The organism is Streptomyces sp. NPDC086766, from assembly GCF_044746005.1.
Taxonomy (GTDB): domain Bacteria; phylum Actinomycetota; class Actinomycetes; order Streptomycetales; family Streptomycetaceae; genus Streptomyces.
Genome location: NZ_JBIVBI010000008.1, coordinates 138434 through 153847 on the forward strand (window position 1 = coordinate 138434; position 15414 = coordinate 153847).

General features: G+C 75.8%; 14 protein-coding genes. 11 read left to right on the plus strand and 3 right to left on the minus strand.

Going from position 1 to position 15414, the window contains the following annotated elements; translation table 11 throughout:
- Nucleotides 1-313 precede the first annotated feature (313 nt).
- The 3 genes from ACIPM1_RS17460 (at nucleotide 314) to mmuM (ending at nucleotide 2762) form a co-directional block, all read left to right on the plus strand.
- A complete protein-coding gene (locus ACIPM1_RS17460) occupies nucleotides 314-895 on the plus strand; it encodes a TetR-like C-terminal domain-containing protein (RefSeq protein WP_402435134.1) in 582 nt (193 codons plus the stop codon).
- On the plus strand, nucleotides 892-1674 hold the full coding sequence (locus ACIPM1_RS17465; RefSeq protein WP_402435137.1) for an alpha/beta fold hydrolase: 783 nt from the start codon (nucleotides 892-894) through the stop codon (nucleotides 1672-1674). Before ACIPM1_RS17460 ends, ACIPM1_RS17465 begins: the two co-directional genes overlap by 4 nt.
- A 161-nt stretch (nucleotides 1675-1835) precedes the next feature.
- Nucleotides 1836-2762 (plus strand): homocysteine S-methyltransferase, encoded by a 927-nt coding sequence (gene mmuM / locus ACIPM1_RS17470; RefSeq protein WP_402435140.1) that lies wholly within the window; start codon nucleotides 1836-1838, stop codon nucleotides 2760-2762.
- A 513-nt stretch (nucleotides 2763-3275) separates the two neighbouring features.
- Here mmuM and ACIPM1_RS17475 read toward each other — a convergent pair.
- Nucleotides 3276-4856: a carboxylesterase/lipase family protein gene (locus tag ACIPM1_RS17475; RefSeq protein WP_402435142.1), complete on the minus strand. Its 1581-nt coding sequence runs from the start codon at nucleotides 4854-4856 to the stop codon at nucleotides 3276-3278.
- A gap of 407 nt (nucleotides 4857-5263) precedes the next feature.
- Here ACIPM1_RS17475 and ACIPM1_RS17480 point away from each other — a divergent pair, with 407 nt between their 5' ends.
- The 3 genes from ACIPM1_RS17480 (at nucleotide 5264) to ACIPM1_RS17490 (ending at nucleotide 7464) form a co-directional block, all read left to right on the plus strand.
- Nucleotides 5264-6241: a hydroxyacid dehydrogenase gene (locus tag ACIPM1_RS17480; RefSeq protein WP_402435494.1), complete on the plus strand. Its 978-nt coding sequence runs from the start codon at nucleotides 5264-5266 to the stop codon at nucleotides 6239-6241.
- Between the two features lie 131 nt (nucleotides 6242-6372).
- Entirely contained in the window at nucleotides 6373-7002 is a 630-nt protein-coding gene (locus ACIPM1_RS17485) for a VOC family protein (protein WP_402435145.1), read from the plus strand.
- A 57-nt stretch (nucleotides 7003-7059) separates the two neighbouring features.
- The gene (locus ACIPM1_RS17490; RefSeq protein WP_402435148.1) at nucleotides 7060-7464 is read left to right on the plus strand and encodes a VOC family protein; all 405 of its coding nucleotides are present in this window, start codon (nucleotides 7060-7062) and stop codon (nucleotides 7462-7464) included.
- Here ACIPM1_RS17490 and ACIPM1_RS17495 read toward each other — a convergent pair.
- Together ACIPM1_RS17495 and ACIPM1_RS17500 are read right to left on the minus strand one after the other, a co-directional pair.
- Complete coding sequence (locus ACIPM1_RS17495) at nucleotides 7444-8160, minus strand: helix-turn-helix domain-containing protein (protein ID WP_402435151.1); 717 nt, start codon at nucleotides 8158-8160, stop codon at nucleotides 7444-7446. The genes ACIPM1_RS17490 and ACIPM1_RS17495 overlap by 21 nt on opposite strands.
- Before the next feature lie 212 nt (nucleotides 8161-8372).
- Entirely contained in the window at nucleotides 8373-9533 is a 1161-nt protein-coding gene (locus tag ACIPM1_RS17500) for a YihY/virulence factor BrkB family protein (protein WP_402435154.1), read from the minus strand.
- Nucleotides 9534-9669: 136 nt separating this feature from the next.
- Here ACIPM1_RS17500 and ACIPM1_RS17505 point away from each other — a divergent pair, with 136 nt between their 5' ends.
- The 5 genes from ACIPM1_RS17505 to ACIPM1_RS17525 all read left to right on the plus strand — a co-directional run bounded on the left by ACIPM1_RS17505 (nucleotide 9670) and on the right by ACIPM1_RS17525 (nucleotide 15285).
- On the plus strand, nucleotides 9670-11304 hold the full coding sequence (locus ACIPM1_RS17505) for an acyl-CoA dehydrogenase family protein (RefSeq protein WP_402435157.1): 1635 nt from the start codon (nucleotides 9670-9672) through the stop codon (nucleotides 11302-11304).
- A 341-nt stretch (nucleotides 11305-11645) separates the two neighbouring features.
- Nucleotides 11646-12914, plus strand: a complete 1269-nt coding sequence (locus tag ACIPM1_RS17510; protein ID WP_402435160.1) for a GAF domain-containing protein — start codon at nucleotides 11646-11648, stop codon at nucleotides 12912-12914.
- Nucleotides 12915-13088: 174 nt separating this feature from the next.
- Nucleotides 13089-14423, plus strand: coding sequence for a hypothetical protein (locus tag ACIPM1_RS17515; protein ID WP_402435163.1), 1335 nt, complete (start codon nucleotides 13089-13091; stop codon nucleotides 14421-14423).
- Between the two features lie 78 nt (nucleotides 14424-14501).
- Complete coding sequence (locus ACIPM1_RS17520) at nucleotides 14502-15074, plus strand: GNAT family N-acetyltransferase (RefSeq protein ID WP_402435166.1); 573 nt, start codon at nucleotides 14502-14504, stop codon at nucleotides 15072-15074.
- A 127-nt stretch (nucleotides 15075-15201) separates the two neighbouring features.
- Nucleotides 15202-15285: a putative leader peptide gene (locus tag ACIPM1_RS17525; RefSeq protein WP_365624005.1), complete on the plus strand. Its 84-nt coding sequence runs from the start codon at nucleotides 15202-15204 to the stop codon at nucleotides 15283-15285.
- Nucleotides 15286-15414: the final 129 nt, after the last annotated feature.

Consider the following 15414-nt stretch of genomic DNA (forward strand, 5'->3'; position numbering starts at 1 on the left):
GACACGCCGTCAGCCTACCGAAAAGTGGAACGATCTTATCAGTCGCATATGCCCAACGGGCGTGCGTCGCATGGGAATTGTGGACCATCACAAAAACCACACATCGACACCCCCCGCGCGCCGCGCGAACAGAGCCGTACGGCCATCCGGCGGGCACGGCCCCGCGGCCCCGCTAATTGAACGGTTCCCTTCAACAACCGTTCAATTAGCGACAGTTGACGCGTAAAGGACCGAGGTCACCTCGAGCTAGGGCTGCTAGGCTCCTCCCTAGGGGCTCTAGGTGAGTGCTGGACGGCTGAACAGGGGGCGAGCCGTGGTCCGTGCCGGACTCACCGTCGGACGTCTCGTCGCGGCGGCGGCCGATCTCGCCGACGAGGCGGGCTTCGAGAACGTCACCGTCTCGGCGCTGGCGCGACGGTTCGGTGTCAAGGACGCCAGTCTGTACTCGCACGTCAGGAGCCTGCGGGAGCTGCGGACCCGGGTCGCGCTGCTGGCCGGCGGCGAGCTGATCGACCGGATCGCCGCCGCCGTGGCCGGGCGGGCCGGCCGGGACGCGCTGGGCGCCTTCGCCGACGCCTACCGGGCGTACGCGCGCGAACATCCCGGGCGGTACGCGGCCACGCAGATCCGCGTCGACCAGTCCCTGGTCGCCACGTCGCCCGAGTTCGAGCGCACCGCCGAGATCACCTACGGCATGCTGCGCGGCTACGGCCTGCACGAGCCCGATCTCACCGACGCGGTACGGCTGTTGCGCAGCACCTTCCACGGCTACTGCCTGCTGGAGGCGGCCGGCGGCTTCGGCGCCCCCCGGGACGTGGCGGCGTCCTGGGCGAAGGCGGTCGACGCGCTGCACACGGCCCTGACGCACTGGCCCCGCGAGGAGAAGACCCGGTGACCGGCCTCTTCTACGACGTCCGGGGCACCGGCCCCGTGCTGCTCGTCCTGCCGGGCGGGGCCGGCCACCCGATGGGGCTGGACGGCCTGACGGAGCGCCTGGCCCGGCGGTTCACCGTGGTCACGTACGACCCGCTCGGCCTCGCCCACGGGCGCCTCGGGCATCCCGTCGCGGACCAGCGGGTCGAGCGGTGGAGCGAGGGGGCGCGGCGGGTGCTGGACGCGGTGCTGCCGCGGGGCGAGCGCGCCTTCGTGCTCGGCACCAGCTCGGGCGGCATCGCGGCCCTCGACCTGCTGGCACGGCATCCCGGCCGGCTGCGGCACGTCGTCGCCCACGAGGCGCCGTGCGTGGCCGTCCTGCCGGACGGGGCCCGGCAGGGCGAACGGTTCCGGCAGGTGTACGCCGCCTACCGCGCGGCGGGGCCGCGGGCCGCCGGGGCGCGGCTCACCGACGTGCTCGGGGGACGGGAGCCCGGGGCGGTGGAGGCCGGGGCGGGGCAGCCGCTGTCCCGGGCCGAGGAGCTGTCCTCGCCGATGGCGGTCTTCCTGGCCCATGTGCTCGTCCCGTTCACGTCGTACGTTCCGTCCGCGGACCCGGTGGGCGCACGGCTGACGTCGGCCGCCGGGGCCGGCTCGCGTGGGCTGCTGCTGCACCGCACCGCCGCGCGTCTCGCCGAGCGGACCGGGGGGACCTTCGCCGAGTTCCCCGGAGGGCACCTGGGAGCGGCCGAGCATCCGGAGGCGTTCGCACTGCGGCTCGAACAGGTGCTGGGCGTCTGAGCGCCGAGCGGGCCGGGGCACCGGACGTACCCGGGCCGTGAAGGGACCGGGTGGCCTACGGCGGACGCGACGTGCCGCGTGGCCGCCCCCGGGGCACGGGGCTCCGGGGGCCCGGCTCCGCGCGCCCGGTCCCGCGCCGGCCCGTCGGTTAGCGTCGTGACATGACCAGCGACACCTCCCCCACCCTCGCCGAGGCGCTCGCGGCCGGGACCGTCGTACTCGACGGCGGCCTGTCGAACCAGCTGGAGGCGGCCGGGCACGACCTGGGCGACGAGCTGTGGTCGGCACGGCTGCTCGACGAGCGGCCGGAGGCCGTCACCGAGGCGCACCTCGCCTACTTCGAGGCGGGCGCGGACGTGGCGATCACGGCCGGCTACCAGGCCACGTTCGAAGGGTTCGCCAGGCGCGGGATCGGCCGTGAGCGGGCCGCCGAACTCATGGCACTGAGCGTGGAGTCGGCGCGGGAGGCCGCGCGACGGGCCCGGGCGCGGGGCGTGCGCCGGCCGCTGTGGACGGCGGCGTCGGCCGGACCGTACGGGGCGATGCTCGCGGACGGCTCGGAGTACCGGGGCCGCTACGGGCTCACGGTCGCGGAGCTGGAGCTCTTCCACCGGCCCCGGCTGGAGGTGCTGGCCGCCACCCGGCCCGACGTGCTCGCCCTGGAGACGGTCCCGGACACCGACGAGGCCGAGGCGCTGCTGCGGGCGGTGCGCGGGCTGGGGGTGCCGGTCTGGCTGTCGTACACCGTCGCGGGCGACCGCACCCGCGCCGGGCAGCCGCTGCGCGAGGCGTTCGCCCTGGCCGCCGAGCGGGACGAGGTGATCGCGGTCGGCGTGAACTGCTGCGCCCCGCACGACGCGGACGCCGCGGTGGCGACGGCCGCCCGCGTCACCGGCAAGCCGGTCGTCGTCTACCCCAACAGCGGCGAGACCTGGAACGCCGAGGCCCGAGCCTGGCAGGGGCGCGCCACCTTCACCCCCGAACGGGTACGGGCCTGGCGCGCGTCCGGCGCCCGCCTGATCGGCGGCTGCTGCCGAGTGGGTCCCGAGGCGATCCGCGAGGTGGCCCGGACCTTGGCGGAGGGGTGACCGCGGGGCCGGTGGTGTGGGCTCGCGCCTGGCAGGGGCACGGGACTCCGGCCCCGACGCGGGGAGCGGGACTCCGGCCCCGGCGGGGGGAGCCCGCTCGCCCGGGCCGTCGGCCCGGCCCACAGGACCCGCCCGGGGCCCGCCTCCGCCCGGAGACCAGAAGCGGCCGCAGTCCTCGGCACGGGTCTGGCCCGGGACCCGGCGAAGGAACCCCGGACCTGGCAGAGGGGCGGGGCACGCGCCGGGGGGAGCGGGCACCGGTCCGGCCGGCGCGGGATCAGGCCTGACAGTCCCGACTCGAGCCGGGACACGGGCCCGGCGCAGGACCAGGCCGGCGAGTCCCGGCCGCAGTCGGAACACTGGCCCGGCGCAGGACCAGGCCCACGGGTCCCGGCCGCAGCCGGGAGAGCGGCCTGACGCGGGGCCGAGGCCGCGAGGCCGGCAAGGCACAGCGCGGGGCCGCGCGCCCGGCCGAGGCGCCGGCTCGGCGGAGAGCCGGGCCGCGAGGGCGGCTCAGGGTTTGCCGACGCCGCCCGAGCGTCTGAGGCGTCGTACGACCGCGCGGAGTTCCGCCGTTCGGGCCGGGGCGGTGGCCGGTGGGGGCGGGGCGGGTGGGGTGTCACCGGCCGGGGCGCGCGCCGTCCACAGGGCGAGTTCCGCGTCGCGGGGGCCCAGGGCCGTGTACGGCGGGCCGTCGCCGAAGATCCGTACCGGGTGGGCCGCATCCCACGCCTCCCAGCCCGGGTCCCCCTCGGCGGCGAACCGCACCCAGGCGGCGTGCATCGCGTCGGCCAGTTCCTGCGGGGCGCCCTCGCCGGCGAGCTTGCGGGACTCCGGGACGTGGCCGGTGTCGAAGACGAAGCCGAGCTCCAGGGCGTGGCAGGCTCCCAGACCGGGCCGCAGCGAGGGCCAGGCGAACTCGTACACGTGGCAGGAGCCGGGGCGGGCGTCGGCCAGGCGGTGCAGCGGGCGGCGCAGCAGGTGGTCGGTGACCATCTGGCCGACGATCTCGGCGGTGCCCGCCCCCGGTCGCAGGGCGCGGTAGCCGCGGACCACCTCGTGCCCGCAGTGGCAGCGGGCCATGGCCCCGGCCAGGGCGACCGCGCCGAGCCGGTCGACGCGCTCCAGCAGGCCGCCCGGCACCAGCCACAGCCGGTACTCGTCCCGGGTCCACCCCAGGACCAGCTCGACGCCGCTCGCCGCCCCGCCCTCCGTCAGCGCGGTCAGCGGGTCGCCGGGGACGAGGTCGCCGTCGGTGACCACGCCGAACGCGGGCCCGCCGAGCACGGGGCTGCTCAGCCGGCCGACCTCGCCCTGGGTGCGCAGCAGCAGGTCGCGGTCGACGGCGGCGAAGGCCTCGGCCGTGGCGGGGACCTTCAGCCGGGCCGCCATGCGGCGCACCATCCGCCGCACCTTGTCGCGGTCGGAGGCCTCCGGCGGCCCGCTCTGCAGGACGGCCCGCCGGACGAGGCCCCGCGCCTGCGGGGCGGCGATCAGCGCGCCGATGCTGATCGCCCCGGCGGACTGGCCGAAGAGGGTGACCCGGCCGGGGTCGCCGCCGAAGGCCTCGATCGACTCGTGCACCCAGACGAGCGCGGCGAGCTGGTCGCGCAGGCCCGGGTTGGCGGGCGCGTCCGGGAAGAGACCGAAACCCTCCACGCCCAAGCGGTAGTTGACCGAGACCAGGACCACGCCGTCCCGGGCGAAGGCGTGCCCGTCGTACACGGGTACGGCCGAGGAGCCGCGGGTCAGCGCTCCGCCGTGCAGCCACACCATGACGGGCAGCCGCGCGCCCGGATCCGGCCGGGGCGTCCAGACGTTGAGGTTGAGGCAGTCGTCACCGGGGATGTCCGGGTCGGACAGGTACGGGGCGAAGGCGGCCGAGTACGGCGGTTTCGGTGCGGTCGGGCCGAAGGAGCCGGCGTCGCGCACACCGTCCCAGGGCTCGGGCGGCACGGGCGGCCGGAACCGGCGGGGCCCGACCGGCGGCGCGGCGTACGGGATGCCCCGGAACACCGCCACGTCGCGCTCGTACCTGCCGCGCACCGCCCCGTACGGCGTCCTGACCACGGGATCCGTCCGGCCTGCCGTCATACGCCCCACCAGCCCTTCGCCGCGCCGCGCTCGCCGCGCCCCGTACCGTCGGAGCACTCCATCGTCCCCCGCTGTTCCCGTCCGCGACGTCAGCGGCACCGCCGTTCGGAGTACGGGGGCCACGGAAGGGCCACCGGACCGTTGCCCCTCCCCGACGGCGGCCCCTACGGTCGACTGGCGCCGCCGGAAAGCGCTTCCCGACGGCTCCGCCCAGCCCCCGCGGCCTCAGGAGAGTCATGCCCCGAGACCAAGCGCCCGGAGACCGGGCACCCAGCGACCGGACGGCCGGCGACCTGACGGACGAAGACCGGACGGCCGGCGACCAGACGGCCGCCACCTGGGCGGCCGGACGCCGGCCGGTCGGCGATCGGCCGCCGAAGGACCGTCCGCTCAACGCCGTCCTCGCCATGGATCCGGTGCACCTCCCCAGGCTCTTCCCGCCCCCTCTCATGGCCCGGTTGCGGCGTTCGGCGCGGCTCGATCCCGCGCTCGTCGTGCGGGACTTCGCCGATCCCGCCGCCGCGCCGGCGCTCGCGTGCGCCGAGGTGCTGATCACCGGCTGGGGCTGCCCGCGTATCGGCCCGGACGCGCTGGCCGCGGCGCCCCGGCTGCGGGCGGTCCTCCATGCCGCGGGCTCCGTCCGTCCGCTGATCGGCGAGGCCGTGTGGGAGCGCGGGATCGCCGTCTCCAGTGCCGCGGGGGCCAACGCGGTGCCGGTCGCGGAGTACACGCTCGCGATGATCCTGCTCGCCGGGAAGGACGCCTTCGCCCTGCGCGAGCGCTACCGCGCGACCCACGCGCACCCCTCGGCCGCCGAGACGGCCGGCCTCGGCAACGCCGGCCGCCGGATCGGGATCGTCGGCGCCTCGCGGGTGGGCCGCCGCCTGCTGGAGCTGCTGCGGCCGCACGACTTCGAGGTGCTGCTCCACGACCCCTGGGTGGACGCCGCGGAGTCCGCCGCGCTGGGCGCCGAGCCGCTGCCGCTGGAGGACCTGCTGCGCCGCAGCGACATCGTCAGCCTGCACGCGCCCGACCTGCCCGGGACCCGCCGGCTGCTCGACCGGGCGCGGCTCGCGCTGATCCCGGACGGCGGCGTCCTGGTCAACACGGGCCGGGGCGCGCTCGTCGACCACGACGCCCTCACCGACGAGCTGGTCTCCGGCCGCCTGCGGGCGATCCTGGACGTCACCGAGCCCGAGCCGCTGCCCGCGGACTCCCCGCTGCACACCCTGCCGAACGTCTTCCTCACCCCGCACATCGCCGGGTCGCTCGGCAACGAGCTGGAGCGTCTCGGGCGGGCCGTCACCGAGGAGCTGGAACGCCTGGCCGCGGGCCTGCCTCCGGCCCGCGAGGTGCGGCGCGCGGATCTGGCCCGGATCGCCTGAGCCCGGCCCGGGCGGAAACGCGGTACGTCGCGACGGCCGGACACTTCCCGGCCGTCGCGGCCCCGGTCGCCCTGCGCCGGTGCCGCCGTTCCCCGCGCCGGACGGGCCGGGGCCGCGTAGCCTGAGCCGGGATGAACGCCGTTCCCGCGACGCTGGACCACCTGGTCCTCGCGACCCCCGATCTGGCGGCCACCGTCGCCGAGTTCACCCGGCGCACCGGTGTGACCCCCGCGGCCGGCGGCGTCCACGTCGGGCTCGGCACCCGCAACCACCTGGTGGGCCTGGGCGGTTCCCGCTATCTGGAGATCCTGGGCCCGGACCCCGGGCAGCCCGTGCCGCCGGGGCCGCGCCCCTTCGGGGTGGACGGGGTCGACTCGGCGCGGACGATCACCTGGGCGATCAGCCCGCCCGACCTGGACGCCGCGGTCGCGCGCGCCCGGAGCCGCGGCTACGACCCGGGCGAGGTCCGGGAGATGAGCCGGCGCCGCCCCGACGGCGTTCTGCTGCGATGGCGGCTGACCGACGGCACCGGGCATCCCTCCGGCCTGGTGCCCTTCCTCATCGACTGGGGGTCCTCCACCCATCCGACCGCCTCGGGACTGCCCGCCACTCCGCTGCTCGAGCTGTCCGCCACCGCCCCCGACCCGGACGAGCTGCGCCCGCTGCTGTCCGCCGTGGACGCCGAGCTGCGGCTCGCGAAGGGCCCGGCGGGGTTCTCCTTCACGGTGGACACGCCGCGGGGGCCGGTGACCTTCGGCTGAGGGTCCGTGTCCGATTCCTTCAAGACCGGCGGCGGCGCGGGTGCCTACGGTGGCGCCATGACTCCACGATTCGCCGTGATCGGCCTGGTCGCCTCCGACCTGGCGGCCTCCCTGGCCTTCTACCGCAGGCTCGGACTCGTCTTCCCCGAGGGCGCCGAGGAAGAGCCGCACGTCGAGGCCGCGCTGCCCGGCGGCGCGACGCTCGCGCTGGACACCGAGGACACCGTCCGCTCCTTCTACCCGGCCTGGCGGCCGCCGGCCGGGGGCGGGCGGATCTCCCTGGCGTTCCGGTGCGACACGCCCGCCGGCGTGGACGCCGTGTACGAGGACCTGGTCGGCGCCGGGTACCACGGGGAGCTGAAGCCGTGGGACGCCTTCTGGGGGATGCGCTACGCGGTGGTGCACGACCCGGACGGCAACGGCGTCGACCTGTTCGCCCCGCTACCCGCGGCCGCCCAGTAGCCGCCCGAGCGGCATCCCCGCCAGCTCCCTGACGTCGCGGGCCAGATGGGCCTGGTCCGCGAAGCCGGCCCGGAGCGCCGTCTCCGCGAGGGGCACGCCGGCCCGGGCCCACGCCAGGGCCCGCTGCAGCCGCAGCACGCGGGCCAGCGTCTTGGGGCCGTAGCCGAAGGCGTCGCGCGAGCGGCGGTGCAACTGGCGTACGCCGAGGCCGAGTTCGTCGGCGGTCGCGGCGACCGGGCGGCCCGCGTCCAGGGCGGCGACGATCCGTGCCGTCAGCGGGTCGGGCGGGTCCGCCTCGGCGGCGCGCCACAGGGCCACCTCTTCGAGGGCGGCCGCGGGGTCGGGCGCCGCGTCGATCCGTCCGCGCAGCCGCCGTACGACCGCGGCGGGCCAGAGGTCGGCCAGCTCGACGCGCCGGTCGCGCAGTTCGTGGGCGGGCACGCCGAGGAGGGCGGGCGCCGTGCCGGGGAGGAACCGCACGCCGGCCCAGCGCGCGGCGGTGCCCCCGGGGACGTGGGCGCGCGTGTCCGGCCCGGCGACGAGCAGCCGCCCCTCGGTCCACAGCAGGTCCATGCACCCGTCGGGCAGCACCGGCCGCGCCCCGGCGGCGGGAACGTTCGTCCACACCACGGCACCGGGCAGCCGGGACGGCCGTTCCGCGTATCCGGACGCCTGCCCGAGGATCTCCGCCGCCACGCACGCCAGGCTACGCCCGGGGGCGGACGTCCGTCGGCGCCCGCAGCGCCGCGGGGCGGCCGTGCGGCATCCGGCCTGCCCGAGCCGGGCGGGGCCGCGGCGGTTTGATCGGCGCCGGGCGCCGCCGCCGGGGGACCCGGTCCCTCGGCGAACCCCCGCCGTCGGCGAACCCCCGCCGTCGGCGAACCCCGTCCCTCGGGCGCCCCCGCCCGTCACTTCCCGTGCGCGGACCCGTCCGGGTCGTCCTTGTGCGCACTCTTCACATGGGTGCTCTTCACATGGGTGCGCAGCCGCGCCGACAGGTCCTCCGGGGGCAGGAAGCGGGACCAGCGCTCCGGGAACTCGGACGGCATGTCGGGGTCGTCGGGGTCGGCCTCGCGGGCCGCGGCGGCACGGGCGACGTACTCGGTGATCTGCGCCTCGCGGACCCGCTCGTTGGCGGCGCGGGCGGCGGCCGTGGCGGCGGCCGGCCAGACCCGGTCGATGGCGGCGTTCACCGCCGCCCCGACGAGCACGGCGAACGCGGACACCCCGATCCACAGCAGCACGGCGACCGGCGCGGCCAGCGAGCCGTAGATGGTGGGGCCCTCGACGGTGCTGGTGAGGTAGATGCGCAGCAGGAAGCTGCACACCACCCACATGGCCAGGGCGACCAGGGCGCCGGGCACGTCCTCGATCCACGGGGAGCGCACCGGGACGGAGACGTGGTAGAGCGTGGTCAGGAAGGCGATGGACAGGACGATCACGACGGGCCAGTACAGGATCTGCACGAGGGTCGTCGACCACGGCACGATCCGCACCACCGCGTCCGGGCCCGCCACCATCAGCGGCAGCGCGATCGAGCCGACCAGCAGGGCCACGACGAACAGCCCGAAGGACAGCATCCGGGTCTTCACGATGCCCCGGACGCCGTCGAGGCCGTACATCACGGTGATGGTGTCGATGAAGACGTTCACCGCGCGGGAGCCCGACCACAGGGCGAGCAGGAAGCCGATCGAGATCACGTCGGGCCGGCCGCCCTTCATGACGTCGCGCAGGATCGGCTGGGTGATCTCCTTGACGCCCTGGTCGGACAGGACCGTGCGGGAGGCGTCGAGGATGTTGCGCTCCAGGCTGCCGATGGTGTTCGCGCCGGTCCAGGCGTCGACGTAGAAGAGCAGGGCGATCAGGCTGAGCAGCAGCGGCGGCACGGAGAGCAGGGAGAAGAAGGCCGCCTCGGCGGCGAGGCCGAGGATCCGGTACTCCATGCACGAGTTGACGGTGTCCTTCAGCAGCAGCCAGGCGGTCCTGCGTTTGGACACGTTCCGGTAGAGGGCCCGTGCCCGGTGGAGTCGGCCGGAGGGACCGTCGGGGGTTTCGCTTGCTGGCTGCACGACCCAAAGGTATCTCCGTCCCGTCCGGCTGCACCCACCCCCCGGGGGGGGCGTCGACCAGGCAGGACACCGGGGGCGGGCCGCCCGCGGCGGCCGTCTGGTGACCGGCGCCGTACCTCGGGGTAGGTTCCGTTCCATGGCAGCCAGCACTCATACCGTGACCAACCAGGCGCCGCCCCTTTCGGGCCACGACGTATTCGCCACCGACCGTGCCCTGGCCGAGGCCGTCGGGCGGCATGTCGGGGCGGACCTGCTGGACGAGGTGCGCGGCGAGCTGTCGGCGCTCGGCCGGGCGGCGGGCTCGGCCCAGCTGCAGGAGTGGGGGACGCAGGCCAACGAGAACCCGCCGCGCCTGCGCACCCACGACCGCCACGGCCGCCGGGTCGACGAGGTCGAGTTCCACCCGGCCTGGCACCGGCTGCTCGGCAAGGGCGTCTCGGCGGGCCTCACGGCGGCCTGGGCGCAGCCGGCCGGGCATGTTCGGCGGGCGGCGGCCTTCGTGGTCTGGACGCAGGTCGAGGCGGGCAACGGCTGTCCGCTGTCGATGACGCACGCGGCGGTGCCCGCGCTGCGCACCGACCCGGAGCTGGCCGCCGAGTGGGAGCCGCGGCTGACGTCGGTGGTCTACGACCGGGAGCTGCGGCCCGCCCGGCACAAGGCCGGCGTCCTGTTCGGGATGGGCATGACCGAGAAGCAGGGCGGCAGCGACGTGCGGGCCAACGCCACCGCCGCGCGGCCGCTCGCCGAGGACGGCGCGTACGAGCTGACGGGGCACAAGTGGTTCTGCTCGGCGCCGATGTCGGACGCCTTCCTGGTGCTGGCGCAGGCCCCGGGCGGGCTGACGTGCTTCCTGGTCCCGCGGGTGCTGGAGGACGGCACGCGGAACGTGTTCCTGATCCAGCGGCTCAAGGACAAGCTGGGCAACCGCTCCAACGCGTCCGCCGAGGTCGAGTTCGACGGCACCTGGGCGCGCCGGGTCGGCGAGGAGGGGCGCGGGGTGCGCACCATCATCGAGATGGTGGCGGCGACCCGCCTCGACTGCGCGCTCGGCTCGGCGGGGCTGATGCGGCAGGCCGTCGCGCAGGCGGTCCACCACTGCACCCACCGCAGTGCCTTCGGCGGCCCGCTGGTGGACAAGCCGCTGATGCGCAACGTGCTGGCCGACCTGGCGCTGGAGTCGGAGGCCGCGACGACGCTGGCGCTGCGGCTGGCCGCCGCCTACGACGACGGGGGCGAGCAGGCGCGGGCCTTCCTGCGGCTGGCGGTCCCGGCGGCCAAGTACTGGGTGACCAAGCGGTGCGCGCCGGTCGCGGTGGAGGCCTCCGAGTGCCTGGGCGGCAACGGGTACGTCGAGGAGTGGGGCATGGCCCGGCTGGTGCGGGAGTCGCCGCTCAACTCCGTCTGGGAGGGGGCCGGCAACATCCAGGCGCTGGACGTGCTGCGGGCGTTGCGGCGCGAGCCGGCGGCGCTCGACGCCTATCTGCGGGAGGTCGGCCTGGCGCGCGGCGCCGACCACCGCCTGGACGGGGCGATCAAGAACCTGCTCACCGAACTGGCCGACCTGGACGGCGTCGAGGGGCGGGCCCGGCGCCTGGTGGAGCGGCTGGCGCTGGTGCTCCAGGGTGCCCTGCTCGTGCGGTACGCGCCGTCGGCGGTGGCGGACGCCTTCTGCGCCTCGCGTCTGGGCGGCGACTGGGGGTCGGCCTTCGGGACCCTGCCGCACACCCTGGACCTGGCCTCGGTGGTGGAGCGGGCGCGGCCGGTGTCCTGAAAGGGACCGGCCGACCGGTCTTCCCGCGGTGCCCGGAGGGGACGCGGGGGTGGTGCTGCGCCGACACGGCACCACCCCCGCTGACCCGGCCCGTTCGAGGCCATGGACGCCGCACGGGGCGACATCGCACAAGTTTCAAACAGCACGGGTCCGTCCACCAGGGTTGCAAGGGGTTGCAACTTCCTGACGCCGTGACCGGACTGTGCCCTTCCGTCACCGCAGGGCGGCACTATGAACCGGACAGCCGGGAGGGCGCCGGTTCCTGGCCGAAACGGGCCGCCGTCACCGGCTGCCCGTGGCCCCGTCTCCGGGAGGACCCAGTGGGGAAAGCGCCGAGGGACGTGACGCAGCTCGCCGCCACCGATACGGCGCTGGCGGCACGGGTGCTCAGCGAGGTGCGCTCCGCGGCGCTCGCCGGGCGGCGCACGCGGATGCCTCCGCGGCCGGTGATCGGGCAGTCCTGGGAGCGCATGCTGCGCGGCGGGGTCGATCCCGACCGCGACGTCCGCGCCGGGCTGCTGCCCCGCGAGGAGGTGGAGCGGCGCCGGGAGACCTCGCCGCTCAGGCCGGTGCTGCCGGTGCTGCGTCAGGGTCTGCTGTCGGTGGCGGACGTCGCCCACCACATCATGGTGGTCGCCGACGCGGACGGCCGGGTGCTGTGGCGGGAGGGCAGCCCGTCGGTGCTGCGCCGGGCCGACGGGCTGGGTTTCGAACTGGGCGCGGACTGGCGGGAGGACGTCGTCGGCACCAACGGCGTGGGCACCCCGGCGGTGGTGCGCGGACCCGTGCAGGTCTTCGCCTCCGAGCACTTCGTCCGCTCGCACGCGGCCTGGACCTGCGCCGGCGCCCCGATCACGGACCCCCGGGACGGGCGCCTGCTCGGTGTGGTGGACGTCAGCGGCCCGCTGGAGACCATGCACCCGGCGACGCTGGCCTGGGTCGACTCGGTGGCCAAGCTGGCCGAGGCGAGGCTGCGGGAGCGGCATCTGGCCTCGCTGGAGCGGCTGCGCGCGGTGGCGGCGCCGGTGCTGGCCCGGCTGGGCGGCCGGGCGGCGGTGGTGGACCGGGACGGCTGGACGGCGGCGGTGGCGGGGATGCCGTACACCCCGCGGATCGTGCTGCCCAAGTCGCCGTCGGCGGGCCGCCGGTGGCTGCCCGCGATCGGCCTGTGCCGTCTGGAGCCGCTGGCGGGCGGCTGGCTGGTGCGGGCCGGCGAGGAGCCGGCCGGGCAGGGCGCGGCCCGGATCGTGCTGGATCTGGCGGGGCCGCGCCGCTGGTCGGTGGCGGTCTGCGGCGGTGCGGGCTCCTGGAGCCACGAATTGAGTCCCCGCCACGCGGAGTTGCTGTATCTGCTCGCCGTGCACCGGGCCGGCCGCAGCGCGGCGGAGCTGGCCGAGGACGTCTTCGGGGATCCGGCCCGCCGGGTGACCGTGCGCGCCGAGATGTCCCGGGTACGGCGCTATCTCGGGGCGTTCCTGGAGCACCGGCCGTACCGGTTCGGCCAGGACGCGGAGGTCGAGATGGCGCTGCCAAAGGACCCGCGCGACCTGCTGCCGCACTCGACGGCACGGACGGTGCGGAACGGGCGTGAGGGGGGCCGGGTGCCGTGAGAGGTTCGCGTGAGGGAGTACGGATGGCCTTTAGGTGACATCTTCCGCATATTTGCAGGGTCTTAGACCTGCGGCGCCCCGGACTGCCGTAGCATCGCCTCTGGGTCGCCCCACCTGCTCCTTGGTCAACGCACGGACCTTGCGGCGCAGTTGGCCCGCCTCGGGAGGTTGTCCATGAAACATCGCGGCCGACACCGCCGGCGCCGGCGGGGCAGGGCACTGCGTGCCGTCCTGTCCGGGACGGCCCTCGCCCTCACCGCCGCCGCCACGCTGATCAGCGCCTCGCAGGCCACGGTCGAGGACAGCCCCGGGGCCCTGAAGGCGCTCACCTCCCCCGCCGACCTCGGCCGGCTGCGGCTGACCGAGCAGCGCGTGCCGCAGCGGTCCCTGGACCGGCTGGCCGCGGCGATGGGACGGCCGGTCGGCGTCGGCGCGGTGCTGGGCGCCGCCGACCGCACGCTGCGCGGCGCGGCAGACTGCACCCGCGAGGAGCGCAAGGCGCTGCCGGTCGCGCCCGAGCCCACCCGCTCGTACTGCTGGGACCCCGCCGACGCGGCCACGAGTCTGTGGCAGCCGGAGTCGGTGACCACCTCGGGCGACGCCGACGACGACGGCGTGTGGGGGACGAACCGGGTGATCCTCTCCGGCTGGACCCACCGTGGCGGCCCGGACGCGGACCGCGGGCTGGCCCGGGTGGCCTTCGTCGACGCGAACGACCCGGCCCGCCTCAGCTACACCTGGGCCCTGCTCGCCGTCCCGGTCGACGGCGGGCGCGACTACCGCGGGCTCGTCTCGCGGGTGTCCGGCATGGTCTGGTACCAGGACAAGCTCCTGGTCACCGCCTCAGGCGCCGAGCGGAACGCGCTCTACGTCTTCGACCTCCACCGCATCCAGCGCGCCACCGTCGCCGGGGACGCGGTCGGCAAGGTGCCCGGCGGCTGGTCGGCGCACGGCTACCGCTGGGTGCTGCCCGCCGTCGCCTCGTACCGCCCGGTCGGCGCGGGATGCGACCGGGCGGCGCCGGGCGCCCCCTGTCCCGACAGCCTGTCGCTGGACCGCGGCTCCGCTCCGGACAGCCTGGTCGCGAGCGAGGCGGGGCCCCGGGGCAGCGACCGGCCCACGCGCCTGTGGCGGTACTCCTTCAGCCGGGACCCGGCCCGCTCCGGCCTGCTGGCCGCGGGCTCCACCGGGACGGTGACCGCGGACGAGGCGTTCGAGTCGAAGGCGGACGGGGTGCGGGGCGTGCTGTCGTACCGGACGGGCCCGTCCGCGCGTCCCGGCTGGTACCTGGGCCGGGTCCCCGGCTCCGGGGGCGGGCACGGCACGCTGTGGCGGCAGGACGCGCGGGGCGCGCAGGCGGCCACGTGCGGCTCCGAGGACACCCACCGCTGCTGGGGCGACGGCACCGGGTCGCTGTCCTACTGGCCGGGCACCGGCGAGGTCTGGTCGCTGTCGGGGCGGACGCTGTTCGCCGTGCCGCTGTCCTCCCTGGAGCGCGCGCTCCGATAGCCGTCCCCCGTGGAGCGCGCTGCGACCGTGGTCACCTTCGATCGACAGCCGACGGGGGCGGGTGATTCCCTGACCGGCATGACGAACATCGCCGTGACCACCTGGTCCCTGGAGCAGACCGCCCCGACCGACCTCCTTCCCGCCGCCGCGCCCGAGGGAGACGTACGGATCGTCCGCTCCGAGGTGCCCTCACCCGAGTTCAGCCGGTTCCTGTACGCGTCCGTGGGCGGGGACATCCGCTGGACCGACCGGCTCGGCTGGTCGTACGCGCGGTGGCGGGAGCACCTGGAGCGGCCGGGTGTCGAGACCTGGGTGGCGTACGACCGGGGGACGCCGGCCGGCTACATCGAGCTGGAGGCGCAGGACGACGGGGTGGTGGAGATCGTCTACTTCGGGCTGATCCCCGCCTTCCGGGGCCGCCGGATCGGTGGGCACCTGCTGTCGTACGGCGCCGCCCGCGCCTGGGACCTCGCCGACCGGTGGCCGGGGCTCGCGCCGACCAAGCGGGTCTGGGTGCACACGTGCAGCAAGGACGGCGAGCACGCGATGGACAACTACGAGCGGCGCGGGTTCAAGCTGTTCGACACCCAGGTCGAGGAGGAACCGGAGGTGGCCACTCCGGGCCCCTGGCCCGGGGCGTACCCGGCCTGACCTGCAGGGACCGGGCCGTGGCCGCGGCCTGTGACCGGCGACACCCTTGTCCCGCATTCCGGGACAAGGGTGTCCGCATGATGGATAAAGCTGGACTGATTCCAGATCTCCGTGCCACGCTGCCGTCATGTCTGGAGCTGGAATCGCCTTGGTGAGTCGACGGCACGTCGACCTCGGCCGCATGTCCAGCGCCATCTGTCCGGCGAGCTGATCCGACCCCTGAGGCCTGTCGCCCCGGGTCCAGCAACGCCGCTTCCCCGCTTTCGCCACCTGCCGCGCACTGACGCACGCGGGTGCCCCCTGCGTACATCCGTGCAGGTCAGGGCCGTTTCCTGCCTGT